Below are 15,511 nucleotides of genomic sequence, written 5' to 3' on the forward strand. Positions count from 1 at the left end.
CAAAGGTCCCCCGGGGATCCGCTCCTCCTAGTAGGTGACCGTTCCTTCCCCCGCTTCCAGGGCGAGGGTCAGACGACCGGCGGCCTCGTCGTACTTGAAGGCGCGCCGGATCTTCCCGTCGATCAGGACGGCGGCCGGACGCGCGGCCGCCCGCAGGGTCACGGTCGCCGGAGCGTCCAGGCAGTACTTCATCCGGCGCGGGCCGATCTCGCAGGTCACGGGCTCCGTCGAGGCGAGGAGCTTCGTCCCCGCGCGGTCGAGCGTCCTGGCCATCGCGGCGAAGACCAGGTCTCCCCCCCAGGCCAGGGCCAGCGCGTCCGTGGTGAAGCCGCCCGCTTCGAAAGTCCGGCCTGGCTCCGTGCTGAAGGCGAATTCGCGGCCGCCGGTCGAGCCCGAGACGCACCCGCCGCGGGCCTCGGCGCTGCAGATCCGCTCGCCGGGCCCCCCGACCTTCAGGAGATTGGCCAGGACCAGGGGGCGCCGGCCGGTCCGGGCGGTCACGGTCAGCATGCCTTCGGCCGTCAGCGGGTTCTCGGACGCCAGCGTCTTGATATAGATCGGCGTTCTCTCGGCGGCCGCCTTGACCTCCCCCGGCGCGAGATGCGCGATGTGGAGGGCGTTGCCGCCCCTGACGATCCGGGACGACGCGTCGCCAGGCAGGATGTCGTCGAACCGGGCGGTCTGGAAAAGGAGCGTGACGTCGACGTCCTTCTCGGCCGGGACGACGGTGTCGATCAGGAGGATTGTCCGCGGCTTGAGGTAGAGGACGTTCCGCCGCATCTCCTTCACCTTGCCCCAGTAGAGGCGCCCGATATCGCCGGAGACGAAGGCCGTGTCCGTCCCGTCCAGGAAATGGCGGACGAAGGCGTGGTCCTCGAAGCCCGCGGCGAAGTCCCGCGGGTCGCCGGCCCTCTGGCTCTGCGGGTTGCGGTCGACTAGTATGGTCGAATGGGCGACCGGCTGGATGTAGCTGGACGGATAGAAGGGGTCGTCGTAGTACGAGCTGCCGTGGCGCTCTTCGACGAACAGCGTGCCGCGGTCGGCCAGCCAGAACGTTCCCTGGTCGAGGTGCTGGTGATTGTAGAAGGCGCCCGTCCGCATGACGAAGACGAAGTCGTCCTTCTCCCAGCCGCTCTTGAAAACGGTCGTCCCCAGGTCGCGGAAGAGCCGGACCGGCGGTTCGTCGAAGGGGCTCTTTTCCGGTCCCGCCTCCGTCGGATACAGGACGTCGGCGAACGTCTCGCCCTTCTTGAGGAAACGGTAGAGCCAGGTCAGGAGCGGGTCGCGGGCCTTGGGCAGGAACCAGGCCCAGCTCGTGAGGGGCGTCAGATCGCCCGTCGAATCGCCGAATTGGAAGAACAGCCGGTCCTTTATGAGCCCGGCCCAGATCATGTCCAGGTAATTGAGCGCGAGGGGCCCCGCCAGGTCGACGCCGAAGACCGCTTCGACGGCCGGCAGGGCGCTGGACAGCGACAGCATGGTGAAGCCGCAGTAGCCGAAGCTCTCGCCGTAGCCGCCGTCCCGGCCGACCGACCTCCGGATGAAATCCTCGAGCTTGAGGATCGCGCCGGTGAAATAGGGCTCCCGGCCTTCTACATCGGGGCCGTCGCCGAAGACTGCCGCCTGGGCCACGAGCGAGCCGCCGCAGATGTGGGCCACCCAGTTGGACGTGTCGTTCGTCACGAGGTTGTCCTCGACGTAGCTCCGGTGGACCCCCGAGATGACGTTCCGGAAAAGCCCGTCCCGGCAGGCCCGGCGCTCGGCCGCGCTCATCGTGTCATGAAGAAGGTCATAGGCCAGGGCCACGTCCATGGCCAGCTCGCCGACCGGGTAATAGCTGTGCTGGCCCCGGTTCTCGAACCAGGGGTGCAGCCAGAACGGAAAGTCGCAGACCTTCAGGAGGACGGACTTGCCGTAGGCGCCCGCCTCCGCGTCGCCCAGCAGGGCGTAGGAGAGGGAGCTCGAGCGCAGGGCCATGGACCAGGCGTCGATCCTCTGGCCCCAGGGGCTGATGGACCTGGGCAGGTTGCCGATGAGGGGCTCGTCGCGCGGGAAGCGGTCGATATCGAAGACGACCTTGCCGGGTGGCAGCTTCTCGCGGCTCCAGGCCAGGTCCCTGGCGATCTCTTTCCGAACGCCGTCGAACCGGCTCTCGGAGAGACGGGCCCTGACGGCCTCGACCTTGCCGGCGGTCCAGAGAAGGCGCGGGTGGCCGAGCCGCGAGGCGGGCGGGGCGATATGAACGGTGAATTCGGTCTCGGCCAGCGCCTCCTGTCCCGAACGCGCCGTCAACCGGCCGATGTAGAGGCCCTCGGGCCAGGCCAGATCGATCCGCGCCTGCCATTCCCCGGCCTTCAGGGCCATCCGGCCGTCATGGAACACTTTCTTCCGGGCCGGGAAATCCTCGATCTTGATCTCGACGCTGTCGGCCCGGAACGGCCAGCGCCCCTTCAGGAATAGACTGTCGCCTCTGCGATACGGGCTCTCCGGGATGCGGGGCCGCCATTCCGCAAGCTCGGACATCCGCGGCTCGGAGAAAGCGAAGCGGGCCGCGCGGGCCGCGCTGAAGAGGATATCATCCAGGCCGAAATAGATCGGCATGGCCGGATCGGCCTTGGGGAACTTCACTAGCACGGCCAGGGCGTTGACCTTGATATCCTGTCCCCCGAGGCGGGGGTTCTGCCGGATGACGTCCTCGTAGGTCGCGTCGATCGTCTGCCAGGCGTTGGTCCGGGGAGCGGGGAACGCGATCTCCACCGTCCCCGCCTCGCCGGCTGCCAGCCGGACCTTCAGGAACTCGGCCGCGAGTTCCGTCTTGAGATAGAAGCGGAAACCGATCTTGGAGCCCGGCACGAGCCAGGCGTCCAGGACCTTCTGGGCGCCGGCGTAAGCCTCGAACGCGGAGCCGGGCGCCAGCCGCTGGATGAGCGAGATGTTCGGGTCGCCGGCTACCATGAGACCCGGGTGAAAGCTCGGGTCGAAGGCCGTGTCCTGACCGAGGGGATAGGGAGCCCAGGCATTGAGCTCGTTGGACTCGAAGTCCTCCTTATATATATAAGGCTCGAGGGCGGGCTTCGCTCCCGCGGCGAAAAGAACGGACCCCAGCGAGACGGCCAGGAACCCCAGGACGGCCGATCTCTTGTTCATGACCGCCCCGGCCTACATGACATGGTACTTGTCCCAGACGTCGCTGACCTTGGCCCGCGCCTTGAGGGCCGTGCGGACCTTCGTTTCGGCCCGGACCCGGCGGGCCGCCTCCTTGACGACGGCCTTCTCGGCCTCCTTGGGAATGAAGACGATGCCGTCCAGATCGGCAAAGACGATCTGGCCGGGAAAGACCCTGCGGCCCGCGAACAGGACCGGCTGATCGCATTCGACGACGGCCGCCCGGTCCGTGGTGTCGATGGGAGAGACGCCCTTGGCGAAGACCGGGAACCGCATCCGGACGATCTTGCGCGCGTCGCGGGTGTAGCCGTCGACCAGGCAGCCGCGGGCGCCGCGGCTGCTCATGGCCGTGGCCGAGAGTTCTCCCATGATCCCCGTTTCCAGGGGCTTGGTCGAGGTGGCCAGCACGACTTGCCCGGGCTTGAGGCTGTCCATGAGGGCGATCGCGAGCTTGTACGGATTCTCGCGCCCCGTGAGCATCGGAGCGTTGAGAAGGGTCCGAACCCTGCCTGCGCATATGGCCTGGGGGAAGAGGGGACGCACCAGGGCATGAGGGCTGGCCGCGCACTCGGAGAAACCCATCTCATCCAGGATATCGGACAGGGCGCCCGAGTAGAAAACGCGTTCCATGAACTTGAACATCTCTACTTCGTTCTTGAAATTCATAGTTCATCCTTTTTAATAGCCTGGATAAATCGTATATCGTATATCATAGACCTTTCGTCTAAATCAACCATTGCCGGGACCGCCGGCCCAAGGAAGAGCCCGGCCGGCCTCTCGAACGCCTTCGACCGATGGCTGGTGGACAATGGAAGTTCCTCGGCCTCCGGAGCGGTCTTCAGAGGCCCGGTCCGTTCAGATATTGATCTTTATCTTTTCCGGCTTGCCGGAAGCCAGCGACCGATGGATGGCTTCCAGGACCGCCGTGCTCCGAACGCCCTCGCGGGCATTGACGTGGGGCTCCGTGTCGTGCTCGATGGCATAGATGAAGCCCCGGATCGCCGCGGGAAAGGCCCCCTGCCATTCGTCGAAGACCTTGTAATTAAGGAAAGTCCTGGGGCAGCTGAACTTCTCCTGGAGCATGGCATCGACGGCCTCGGCCTGCCGGTCGATCTGGAGGGTGCCCTTGCTCCCGATGAGCTCCATATAGGAGTCGGGCATGTAGGGGCTCGTCTCCGGGTAGATCCAGACGGCCTCGTACGTGGCGAATTTCCCGCCCTCGTAGGTGACCACCGACTGGATGCCGTCATAGGTATCGAAGCCTTCCTGGACCAGGACCTTCTTGATGCCCCGGGCGTAGGCCTCGACCGGGTCGGCGTCGAACCACCAGGTCATCAGGTCGATGTCGTGGCACGACAGGAACCAGGCCGGCGTCGTCCGGGCCGACCAGGACCGGATCATCTTGGTGGGCACGGAGATCGGGTTGTTCTTCCGGGCAAAGCCGATCATGGGCTCGCCGAGATCGCCGGAGGCCACCAGCTCCTTGACCTTGTGATAGGGCGAGAGCCAGCGATGGTTGAAATCCACCTGGAGCTTCTTCCTGGTCTTCTGGACGACCCGGCAGATCTCCTCCGCCTCGGCCTGAGAGGTCGTCAGCGGCTTTTCGACGTAGACGTGGCAGCCGGCCAGGAGCGAATCGACGACGGGGGCCTTGTGGAAGTTGTCCGGCGTCGCCACGCCCACGGCGTCGAGCCGTTCGCTCTCGAGCATCGCCTTGTGGTTCGTGTACAGGGCCTTGACGTTGAACTCGCGGCCGCTCTTCTCGAGCCGCTCCCGGTCGGGATCGCAGAAGGCCGCGACCTCGACGCCGGGGACCAAGCCGAGGACCCGGGCCAGGGAATTGCCCATGATCCCGGCGCCGATGATGCCGAATCTCAATGCCATGTGGATCTCCTTGTTCCGGATATTGCTGAGATCAGGGGAGGAAGATCCCCTTGATGCCCTTCTTGCTTTCGAGGTCGGCGAAGAATTCCGCCCACTTCTCGAGCCCTCCCGCGTGGGTCATGAGCGGCCGCACGTCGATCTGGCCCGAGTGGATGAGATGGATGGCCCGGTCCCAGGAAGTGTAGGACGTGGACATGTTGAAGATCCAGTCCGCCGCCTTGGACATCATCGCGCCATAAGGGAACCGGACCTCGGGCCGGCCCGTCAGGCCGATGGCCGTGACCCGGCCCATCTTGCGAACGAGGCGCGCGGCCAGGCCGATGCCGCCCTCGGATCCGCTGGCCTCTACGACCAGGTCCGCCCCCCGTCCGCCCGTGAGGGCCTCGACGGCGGCGGGGACGTCTTCCCGCTGGACGTTCCAGACATTGTCGATGGCCGCGTTCGCCCGGGCCAGGGAGAGGCGCAGGCCCTCGTCCGCGTTCGTCCCGGCCACGCCGACCCTGGCGGCCCCGCCCGCCTTGGCGGCCATGGCCGCCATGAGCCCGATCGGCCCGGGACCGATGACCACGACCGTGTCGGCGGGTTCGACCCGGCCGCGTTCGAGGACGTCGCGAACGACATTGGCGGCGGGCTCCACGAACGCCGCCTCGTCGAACGGCATGTCGTCCGGGATCCGGTGGAGGAGGGCCGGCTCGGGAAAGCGCATATATTTCGCGAAACATCCGTCGATCCCCCAGCCCGGCGACCTCTTGGACGCGCAGATCTGCCTGTTGCCGGTCCGGCAGAGCCAGCAGCTGCCGCAGGCCAGGGTATGCGGCTCCCCGACGACCCTGTCCCCGACCTCCCAGCCCCGGACGTCCGGGCCCTTGGCGGCGATGACCCCCGAGAACTCGTGCCCGATGATGACGGGCGGCCAATACGGGAAGGCGTCGTGGAAGATATGCAGGTCGGTGCCGCAGATCCCGGCGGCCTTGACCTCGATGAGGACCTCGCCCGCGCCGATCTTCGGGACCGGGACGTCCCGAAGCTCGACCAGGCCCTCCCCTTTCGCGGTCTTGACCAAGGCTTTCATCCGGCTTTCTTTAGGCATGGTCCAATCCGCTCCAATCATCGATGAATCCGAGGATGGCCGCGGCGGCCTTCCGGATATCGTCGATCACGATATGTTCGTCCTTGCTGTGCGCCGAGGCCAGGGCCCCCGGGCCGAAGACGGCCGTCGGGATGCCGAGGCCAACCGAGTATCTCCAGGCGTCACAAGAAGCGTTCATGAACGCCGGCCGCGACGCGGCGCCGGCCCGGCGGCCCGAGGCCGCGAGCCCCTCGACCAGAGGATGATCGGCCGGCAGGAACGACGGGTCGTTGTTGAGCATGGGGAAGGTGATCTCGGCCCGGAAGGGGCTGACGGCCCGGGCCAGCTTCTCCCGGATCTCTTCCCTGCGGAAGGGAGGGAGGAAGCCGAAGACGCCTTTGAGGACGGCTTCCGAGGGCGAGGCCGCCGGCCAGTTCCCCGCTTGAAGCATCCCGAAGGTGCAGGGCGCCGGGTCGGGGTGCCCGGCGATCGCGGCGACGCTCTTCCGGGAGACATCCAAGGTTTCGGCCCGGACCGCCTCGATGGCCTCCATGACCCGGATGGCCGTCTTGAGGGCGCTCGAGGTCGTGCCCGGGCTGCCGCTGTGGCCGGCGATACCGGACGTCCTGACCTCGAACCAGACCGCCCCGCGCACGAGGTGAGCGACCTCGAGGGCCGTCGGCTCCAGGACGATCGCGGCGTCCGCGGTTAGCCCGTTCCGCTGGACGAAAAGGGTGCCGTTGCCGCCGCATTCCTCCTCGAGCACGAAATCCGCCGTCAGGTCGCCCCGCGGCTTGAGACCGAGGTCGGAGAGCGTCTTGAAGACGAGCCAGAGCACGGCGGCCTGGCCCTTGGCGTCGCAGGATCCCCTGCCGAAGACTTTCCCGTCCGATATCCTGGCCTTGAACGCATCGTCCTGCCCGGGCGTGGCCGGCACGACATCGAGATGAGTGTTCAAGGCCAGGCTCCTCCCCTTGCCTGTCCCGAGAAGCTTCAGCCTCAGGTTGGCCGCGCCGGCATAGCTGAAGCCATCCAGCCGGAAGGCGTAATCGGGATCGTCCTGGAGAGAGTCGGGAACGGGAATGAGTTCCACGGAATCGGCGCAGCCTTCGAGCCGGGTTTTGAGGTAGCGGCCGGGACCGGCTTCGTTCCCGCGCGTCGAGGGGAACGAGATCAGCTCGGCCAGGATCTCGATCGATCCTTCAAGATTCTTATCGATCGTCCGGAAAATATCGGGTTTGTTCATTTTTCTACTTGCTATTCATAAGCAAAGATTGATAACATATATCATATACGATATATATCATGCTGTAGCTGTTTCGTCAAAAAGAATTTTGAAGGAGGGATGCGCGTGATAAAGGTCGCGACATTCGGCGAGATCATGCTCAGGCTCTCTTCCCCGGGGAAGGAGAAACTTCTCCAGTCTCCATTATTCAATGCCACATTCGGAGGGGGAGAAGCAAACGTCGCCGTATCATTGGCGTGCTTCGGCCATGAGGCCCGGTTCATATCCGTCATTCCCGACAATCCCGTCGGCGACGCCGCTGTCGCGGAGCTGAGGCGCCGCGGCGTCGGGACGGATTTCGTCGTTCGCAAAGGAAAGCGGCTCGGCATCTATTTCGCCGAGACGGGGGCCGATCGCCGCCCGTCCAAGGTCGTCTACGACCGGGAGCGTTCCGCGATCGCCGAGGCCGTCCCCGGCGACATCGATTGGGACGAGGCCCTCCAGGGCGTCGACTGGTTCCACACCTCGGGCATCACGCCGGCCATCAGCGCCTCCGCGGCGGAGCTGACCGTGGAGGGCCTGCAGGCGGCCAGGCGCCGGGGGGTCACGATCTCCGTGGACCTCAACTATCGCGGCAAGCTCTGGAAATACGGGACTCCGGCGCCGGACATCATGCGCCGCGTCCTGGCCCTGGCCGACATCGCCATCGGCAACGAAGAGGACTGCCAGAAATCCCTGGGCCTCGCGGCCCCGGGCGATGTCCGGTCGGGGCGCCTCGATCTCGCCGGCTACGAGGCCCTGACCCTCGAGGTCCTAAAACTGTTCCCGAACCTCAAGACGATCGCGCTGACCCTCCGCGAGAGCTTCAGCGCCGACCGCAACGGCTGGTCGGCCGTCCTGAGAGATGCCGGCGGGTTCATCCAGGGTCCCAGGTACGAGATCCCGGTCATCGTCGACCGGATAGGAAGCGGGGACGCCTTCGCGGCCGGCCTCATTCACGGGCTGAAGAAATTCGGGCGAGGGGCGGAAGCCCTGTCCTTCGCGGTCGCGGCTTCCTGCCTGAAGCATTCGATCCCCGGCGATTTCAACCTGGTCTCGGAGGCCGACGTCCTGTCCCTCATGCGCGGCGACGCTTCGGGGCGCGTGCAGCGATGAGGGGGGAGACCCGGCCAGGCGGCCGGCCTGGCCGCCCAGAAAGAAGGCCATATATCTCAAGTTCCCGATGATAAGGAAACCACACCATGCCTAATTCCGGTTCAAAAACCAAAGAGTTCCTGGAGATATCCCGCAAGTACGAGCCCGGCTGCATGAACTGGCAGGCGCCCGTCGTCTGGGACCACGCCCTCGGAGCGGAGATCTGGGATGTCGACGGCAAGCACTATATCGACTGGACGTCGGGCGTCCTGGTGGCCAATGTCGGCCACGCCCACCCGCGCCTGGCCGAGGCCCTCGCCTCGCAGGCTTCCCGGCTCCTCAATCCCTTCGACTTCCCGACCCCGGAGCGGCTGCGGCTGGCCCGGAAGATCGTTGAAACCACGCCGCCGCACCTGGACAAGGTCATCTTCGTCACGACCGGGTCCGAGGCCGCCGACGCCGCCATCCGCCTTGTCAAAAGATACAAGGGCAAGTACGAGATCGTCTCGTTCTGGGGAGGCTTCCACGGCCGGACGTTCGGGCCGATGAGCCTCAGCGGGATCCCCAAGATCAGGCGGAATTACGGGCCGCTCGTGCCCGGAACGATCCTGGTCCCCTACCCCTACTGCTATCGCTGCCCGTTCGGGAAAACCCATCCGGAATGCGGGCTGTTCTGCCTCGACTTCATCGACGAGTCGGTCCGGGTCCAGTCCTCGGGCTCCCTGGCGGCCGTCATGATCGAGCCCTACCAGGGGACGGCGGGCTTCATCTTCCCCCCTCCGGGCTTCCTGAAGAAGCTCGAAGCCTGGGCCAGGAAGAAGGGCCTCGTTTTCATCCTGGACGAGGTCCAGGCCTCCTACGGGCGGACGGGGACGATGTGGGCCCTCGAGCACGAGGGGCTCGAGCCGGACGTCCTGCTTCTCGGCAAGGGGATCGGCAGCGGCGTGCCCATCGCCGCCGTCGCGACCCGGTCCGAGATCATCTCCTGCCTCGATTCGGGGGAGCTGTCCTCGACCATGGGCGGGAATCCCCTCAGCTGCGCGGGAGCGCTGGCGGTTTTCGATATCATCGAAAAGGAAGGGCTCGTCGAGAAGGCGGCCAAGAACGGCGCCTACCTCAAGGACAAGCTCCTCGGGCTCATGGCCAAGCACGCCGTCATCGGCGACGTCCGGGGCATGGGCCTCGTCATGGGCATCGAGTTCGTCAAGGACCGCGCGACCAGGGAACCGGCGCCGGACACGGCCAAGCAGGTCGTCGTCAAGTGCGTCGAGAACGGGCTGATGGTCGGGAAGCTCGGCATCTACGGCAACGTCATGCGCGTGGCCCCTCCCCTGGTCATCACGCCCGAGCTCATCGACCGCTCGGTCGGCATCCTGGACAAGGTCCTGTCGGAGCTTTAGGGCCCGAGGTTCCACCCAGATCAGCGGGGCCGGCCGGCCGGCCCTCGGAGGAGATACAGAATGCAGAGCATCCGGCTCCCGGATTACCTGGTGATCCTGGCCTACTTCGTCGTCATCCTCGCCATGGGCTTCTATTTCGCCCGCTACATCAAGAAGGCCAAGGACTATTTCGCGGCCGGCAATACCATGCCCTGGTGGCTGGCCGGGACGTCCTTCTTCAAGGCCTCGTTCAGCGCGCTCCTGTTCGTCATCTACAACGAGATCGCCTACAAGTACGGCATCGTCGTCATCATCATCATGTGGATCTTCCCCATCTGCGTCCTCCTCTCGGGCCATTTCCTGGCCCGGCGCTGGCGGCGGTCCAGGGTCGTCACGCCCCTGGGCTTCATGGAGCGGCGCTACAATTCGACCACCCACCAGGTCTTCGTCTGGACCGGCATCCCCCTGCGCATGTCCGACAACGCCCTCAAGATCCTGTCGACCTCGATCATCTTCGTCGTGGCGCTGCGGGGCCTGGGGCTCTCCCTGGCCGCCTTCATGGCCATCATCGGCGTGATCATGATCCTCTACTCGTTCATGGGCGGGCAGATGACCATCATGATCACGGATTTCGTCAACGTCATCATCCTGGCCGTTTCCTGCATCACCCTTTTCGTCCTGACCCTGCTAAAGGTCGGCAACCTGGGCGAATTCGTCCACCGGCTGCCGCCCGGGTTCTTCAACCCGGCCCCCGAGCCGTACGGCTGGTCCTACCTCGTCTTCACGGTCTTCCTCATCATGACCCTGAGCTACAGCGGCAGCTGGGCCCTCGTCCAGAAATACAACACCCTCAAGAGCGAGAAGGAGATCGGGAAGATGATCCGCTGGGTCGCCTTGCTGATGTTCGTCACGCCGCCCATCTTCTTTTTCCCCGGCATCGCGGCCAGGGTCCTCTTGCCTGAGATCCCCAACGCCAAGGAGGTCTACGCCCTCATCAGCATGAAGATCATGCCCGTGGGCCTCATGGGCTTCGTCCTGGCCTCCATCATCAGCTCGACCATGTCCACCCTGGGCTCGGAGTTCAACACCCTGTCCGGGATCCTGACCCGCGATTTCTTCAAAAAGAAGATCCGGCCGAACCTTACCGAGAAGCAGGAGATCTTCACCGGCCGGGCCTTCACGATCGTCATCGGCGCCCTGACTATCTTTCTGGCCCTGCTCTTCAACAGCCTGAAGGGCTTCAACCTCATGGACATCATGTTCAGGATCTTCGGCGCGTTCGGCCCGGCCACCATCATCCCCCTGGCCTTCGGCCTCCTGTTCCGGAAGTTCAACTCCCGGGGCGCCCTCTGGGGCCTCGCGGCCGGCTGCCTCACCGGCTTCGTCCTCGTCCTGGCCAACTTCTTCCTGGTCCAGAAGTTCTCCGCGCAGATGTCGGACAACCGGACGCTGGAGTTCTGGCTGCGCAGCGGCTGGAACTCGGCCACCAACGTCCTGAGCATCGCCGCGACGGTCATCGGCATGTGGCTCGGGTCCGCGACCAAGCCGACGCCCGCCGAGGAAACGGAACGGGTCGGGAAGTTCTTCGCCGACCTGGAGGTCCCCTTCCTGGCCGAAGAGACGGCGGACAAGCCCCTGTCCCCCTGGAAGATCATCGGCTTAATGGTCGGGGGCTTCGGCGTCCTCATCGCCGCGATCTCCCTCTTCATCCTGATCGGCTACAAGGACGCCGCCGCCTTCCGGGCCAACCTGATCGTAGCCGCGGTCCTGATCGTTATGGGGACGGCCATGTGGCTGGCCACGAGGCCGGCCAAGGCCCGCGATAACTGACTCTTTCGGGCCGTGGCTTCGTCCCCCGGCCGGCGCGGAGCACTCTGGGGAGCGGAGATCAGAATCACGGCCGAGCACTCGAGGCCGGGATTCTGAGAAGTATCTCAGGAAAGCGCTTTCTTCCGATATTTCCCAGAAGCACGGCTCCGAGTCGCTCCGCCATGCTTCTGATGGTCGCTTCGAGGACTCCGCTCCCTGCCGTACGCCCATCGCCGCCGCGAGAGGGAATCCCGGAGATGGGAGAAGAGCCCTTTTTCACCCGAGGATGCCGGCGATCCTCTCCGCCTGCTCGGCCGTGAGGACGATCCGTCCGGCCCGGGCGTTCTCGGAGACCTGTTCCGGGCTGGAGCAGGCCGCGATGACGGGGCCCAGGCCGGGCATCCGGAGCATATAGGCGATCGCCACCTGGGAAACGCTCCAGCCCCACTCGCTGGCCAGCTCCGCCAGGCCCCGGAGCTTCCTCAGCGCGGCCGGGGTCAGCTCGCCGTCGAGCCGTTTCTCGTCCACGAGCCGGTCTCCGGGCTTGGCCTTTTCCCTGTCAAGATAGCGCCCGGAGATGAGCCCGCCGCGCAGCGGGCTCCAGGGGATGAAGGCCAGGCCCCGCTTGGCGCAGAGCTCCAGCACCCCCGCTTTTCCCGGCTCTTCGCCGCAGAGGATGTCGAACCTGTTCTGAACGGACAGGAGCCGGGCCCGCCGGAAGATCCCGGCCTGGGCCGCGTAGCCCTCGATCTGTTCGACGGTGAAATTGGAGACCCCGAAGTACCGGACCAGGTCCCGGCCGACGAGGTCCTCCACGGCCGCGAGGCTCTCCTCGGCCGGGGTCGCGGCGTCGAACTGATGGAACTGGAGGAGATCGATGTGGTCGGTCCCGAGGCGGTCCAGGCAGGCGTAGACGGACTCCAGGATATTGGTCCTCGAAAGGCGGCAGAAGTTGGGGGTCCGGCCGTCCATGGCGCCGAAGACCTTGGTCGCGAGCTCGACGCTCCGCCGCAGGCCCGGATTCCCGGAGAACCAGGCCCCGATCACCCGCTCGGAGTTACCGGAGGAATCGTTGTAGCGGTTGGCCGTGTCCCAGAAGGTCACGCCTTCTTCGAAGGCCCGGTCGAGGATCTTCAGGGCCGCGGCTTCGCCGGTCCGGGAGCCGTCGCCGGTCTCCGGATAGCCGAACTTCCACGTCCCCAGGCCGATCGACGAGACCCGGAGCCCCGAGGGCCCCAGGCGCCTGAACGGCAGGCCCGCGAAATCGTCGATGGTGAACGGCAGTCCGTAGAGATCAGGGTTCGGGGCCGATCTTTCCCGGCTGACCCGGTTCCCGGTCAGGCTGTTTCCGGACATTCGACTTCTCCCTTCGTTCCAGCTTATCGGACCGAAGCCCCGGAGCCAGCGGCCTCCGGCGGCCGAGAGGGTCTTGACGCTTCCGGCTTGGCCTTACCGGGGCCCGGCCGGCCGGGCCAACGACTCGACAAGTTCCCGCGATCTCGAGGTCAGCGCGTCCCAATCCCCGCGCCGGATCAGCTCCTTGTCGAGCAGGGCCGTCCCGATGCCGACGCAGCAGGCCCCGGCCGCGAGGAAATCCGCGGCGTTGGCCATCGAGACGCCGCCCGTGGGCATGATCCGGACCTGGGGCAGGGGGCCCTTGACGTCCTTGAAGAATTTCGGCCCCAGGGACGTCGCCGGGAAGACCTTGACCACGTCCGCCCCGAGCCGCCAGGCCGACAGGATCTCCGTCGGCGAGAACGCGCCGGGCGCGACGAACCGGTCGGCGTCGCGGCAGGTCCGGACCATGCCGCCGTCCAGCACCGGAGAGACCACGAATTCCGCCCCCGCCCGGATGACCTCCGCCGCCGTCGCGGCGTCGAGGACCGTGCCGGCGCCGATGAGCGAGCCGTCCGGCTTCCCGGCGGCCAGCGCCCGGATGGCGTCCAGGGCGCCGGGCGTGGTCATGGTGATCTCGATGGCCCGGACGCCGCCCCGGCTGACGGCTTCCACGACCTTGCGGAGCTTGTCCGCTTCCGCCATCCTGATGACGGCGATGACCTTGGTTTCCAGGATGATCCTAAGGGCTTCGTCTCGCGTCATTATGGTCTCCCTAGCGGCCTTTCCTTTTCAACGCTTCCGGCTTGTCGACCGAGGTCACGGCTTTGAGCCAGCCCTCGGGATATTTCAGCGATTCGGCCTTCTTCGCGGCCGGGTCGTAGACGTGCAGGTGATCGTATTTGACCAGCAGCCGGTCGCCGAGATCCCACCAGGCCTCGATGACCTGGCCGGCGTTGTCGAGGCAATAGCCGGTCAGGAAATCCTTCGCCTGCTGGGGATCCTTCCGGTACAGCTCCTGGGCGGCCCGGTCGATCTCCGGCCTCGCCTCCAGGGCGGCCGTCTCCCACTTCCGCTGGCATTCCCTGACGTCCTCGATCGCGTAGGAATAGGCGACCTGGACATGGAAATCGACGTAGTCGAACGCCCATCTCGCGGATCTCCGGTCGAACCGCCAGTGGTCCCCGATCCCGAACGAGTCCGGCAGGTCCGTGACCCCGGCGTAGAACGGGATATAGCAGGACGTGTCGAGGGCGCCGAGGGCCACCCAGACCAGCCCGCCGATCGGATCGGGCAGCCAGCTCCGGCACTGCGTCAGGGTCGTGTACTCCGAACGGTTCACGCTGATCGTCCGGGTCGTGCCGTAGGCCTGGCCGTCCGCCTCGAACCCGTAAGGCAGGTAGTTGGGGTTCCTGAACGGTCCCCCCTGGATGCCCTTCACCGGGTCGAAGACGGAGCCCTGGGACCTGTCCCGAGTGATGTCCATGACGTCCCGCGCCGAGAGCTTCCGGTCCGGCTTGACCGAGAAGGGCAGGTCCATATTTGGCCTGGCCGGGTCGATCTTCAGGGACGGGGCCACGAGATCGAGGAAGCGCCACAGGCGGCTCGCCCCGCCCCCCGAAGAGGCGGCGCTCTCCTCGACCGGGCTGTAGGCCCTCTTCCAGCTGAAAGGGCGCCCGCTCGACGGGTCATAGCAGGCATGCTCGACGGCGTACGAAACGACGTTCGGGGAGGCCATGAAACGGTCCGGGTCCTTCAGGTCGATCTCGCCGATCCTCGACTCGTTCGCGCACAGGCTGACGTGGTCGTCCGGGACCCTCTGGGCGCACCAGACGGCGCCCGGCTGGCCGCTGCCGGGGGTCCAGAGCGGCCCGACCGGCATGATCTCGAAAACCCAGACCTCGCGGGGATCCGCCACGGCCAGCATCTCCCCGCTGTCGTAGAAACCGTAGCCGTATTTCTCGGCCAGCGATCCCATGAGCGCGATGGCCTCCCGGGCCGTCCGGCAGCGCTCCATGGCCAGCACGGTCAGCATGATCGTCGTGAAGGCGGGAGCCGGCGTCCCGTTCAGCATCTTGGGACGGGCGCCGATCGTCGATTCGGCGATGGCCAGCTGGTGTTCGTTCAGATACCCGAAGATCCCCTGGTGATAGGCGAAGGTGTGGGGCGCCTCGGGGATCTCCAGGCCGGCGTACTGCTCCTCGGTCGGCGGCCACGGGGCGTGCTGCGAGACGCGGTAGATCCGGCGCTTCTCGCCGGGCCGGTGATCCGCCGCCGGCACATGCCGCCAGGTGAAATCGCAGCGGAGACAGTCGGCGGCATGGGTGGTCATCGTCGAACCGTCGAGCGAGGCGTCCCTGCCGACCATCACGACGGTGCAGCCGTCGGCCGGCGGCTGCGGCGCCGCCGGTCCGCCCGGCCGCGCCCCTTCCCTCGGGACGGAGAGCAAGACGGCCAGGAGCGCGGCCGTCGCCGCCAGGAGGGCCGCCATCGAGCGGGGTCTTCTCATGT

At 66.2% G+C, this 15,511-nt stretch carries 11 protein-coding genes; 3 read left to right on the top strand and 8 right to left on the bottom strand.

The features are described from left to right. Positions 1-27: 27 nt before the first annotated feature. The 5 genes from ABFD52_13510 to ABFD52_13530 all read right to left on the bottom strand — a co-directional run bounded on the left by ABFD52_13510 (position 28) and on the right by ABFD52_13530 (position 7,364). Complete coding sequence (locus tag ABFD52_13510; protein MEN6561782.1) at positions 28-3,147, bottom strand: heparinase II/III family protein; 3,120 nt, start codon at positions 3,145-3,147, stop codon at positions 28-30. Between the two features lie 12 nt (positions 3,148-3,159). Then, positions 3,160-3,831 (bottom strand): RraA family protein, encoded by a 672-nt coding sequence (locus ABFD52_13515; protein ID MEN6561783.1) that lies wholly within the window; start codon positions 3,829-3,831, stop codon positions 3,160-3,162. Between the two features lie 189 nt (positions 3,832-4,020). After that, on the bottom strand, positions 4,021-5,049 hold the full coding sequence (locus ABFD52_13520; protein ID MEN6561784.1) for a Gfo/Idh/MocA family oxidoreductase: 1,029 nt from the start codon (positions 5,047-5,049) through the stop codon (positions 4,021-4,023). A 31-nt stretch (positions 5,050-5,080) separates the two neighbouring features. Further along, positions 5,081-6,139, bottom strand: coding sequence for an alcohol dehydrogenase catalytic domain-containing protein (locus tag ABFD52_13525; GenBank protein MEN6561785.1), 1,059 nt, complete (start codon positions 6,137-6,139; stop codon positions 5,081-5,083). After that, positions 6,132-7,364 (bottom strand): M20/M25/M40 family metallo-hydrolase, encoded by a 1,233-nt coding sequence (locus ABFD52_13530; GenBank protein MEN6561786.1) that lies wholly within the window; start codon positions 7,362-7,364, stop codon positions 6,132-6,134. The genes ABFD52_13525 and ABFD52_13530 overlap by 8 nt, the downstream gene beginning before the upstream one ends. A gap of 99 nt (positions 7,365-7,463) precedes the next feature. Between ABFD52_13530 and ABFD52_13535 the strand changes: the two genes are divergently transcribed. The 3 genes from ABFD52_13535 (at position 7,464) to ABFD52_13545 (ending at position 11,686) form a co-directional block, all read left to right on the top strand. Next, positions 7,464-8,498 carry a sugar kinase gene (locus tag ABFD52_13535; GenBank protein ID MEN6561787.1) on the top strand — a complete coding sequence of 345 codons (1,035 nt, stop codon included), beginning with the start codon at positions 7,464-7,466 and terminating at the stop codon, positions 8,496-8,498. A gap of 86 nt (positions 8,499-8,584) precedes the next feature. Further along, the gene (locus ABFD52_13540) at positions 8,585-9,877 is read left to right on the top strand and encodes an aspartate aminotransferase family protein (protein MEN6561788.1); all 1,293 of its coding nucleotides are present in this window, start codon (positions 8,585-8,587) and stop codon (positions 9,875-9,877) included. A 60-nt stretch (positions 9,878-9,937) separates the two neighbouring features. After that, positions 9,938-11,686, top strand: a complete 1,749-nt coding sequence (locus tag ABFD52_13545) for a hypothetical protein (protein ID MEN6561789.1) — start codon at positions 9,938-9,940, stop codon at positions 11,684-11,686. Positions 11,687-11,941: 255 nt separating this feature from the next. On the opposite strand, the gene ABFD52_13550 is transcribed toward ABFD52_13545, so the two are convergent. The 3 genes from ABFD52_13550 to ABFD52_13560 all read right to left on the bottom strand — a co-directional run bounded on the left by ABFD52_13550 (position 11,942) and on the right by ABFD52_13560 (position 15,509). Then, positions 11,942-13,021 (bottom strand): aldo/keto reductase, encoded by a 1,080-nt coding sequence (locus ABFD52_13550; GenBank protein ID MEN6561790.1) that lies wholly within the window; start codon positions 13,019-13,021, stop codon positions 11,942-11,944. 93 nt (positions 13,022-13,114) lie between these two features. After that, positions 13,115-13,765, bottom strand: a complete 651-nt coding sequence (locus ABFD52_13555; GenBank protein ID MEN6561791.1) for a bifunctional 4-hydroxy-2-oxoglutarate aldolase/2-dehydro-3-deoxy-phosphogluconate aldolase — start codon at positions 13,763-13,765, stop codon at positions 13,115-13,117. Between the two features lie 10 nt (positions 13,766-13,775). Continuing rightward, positions 13,776-15,509: a C69 family dipeptidase gene (locus ABFD52_13560; protein MEN6561792.1), complete on the bottom strand. Its 1,734-nt coding sequence runs from the start codon at positions 15,507-15,509 to the stop codon at positions 13,776-13,778. Between the last annotated feature and the right edge of the window lie 2 nt (positions 15,510-15,511).

This window comes from Acidobacteriota bacterium (assembly GCA_039683095.1).
GTDB lineage: Bacteria > Acidobacteriota > Aminicenantia > Aminicenantales > Saccharicenantaceae > RBG-16-66-30.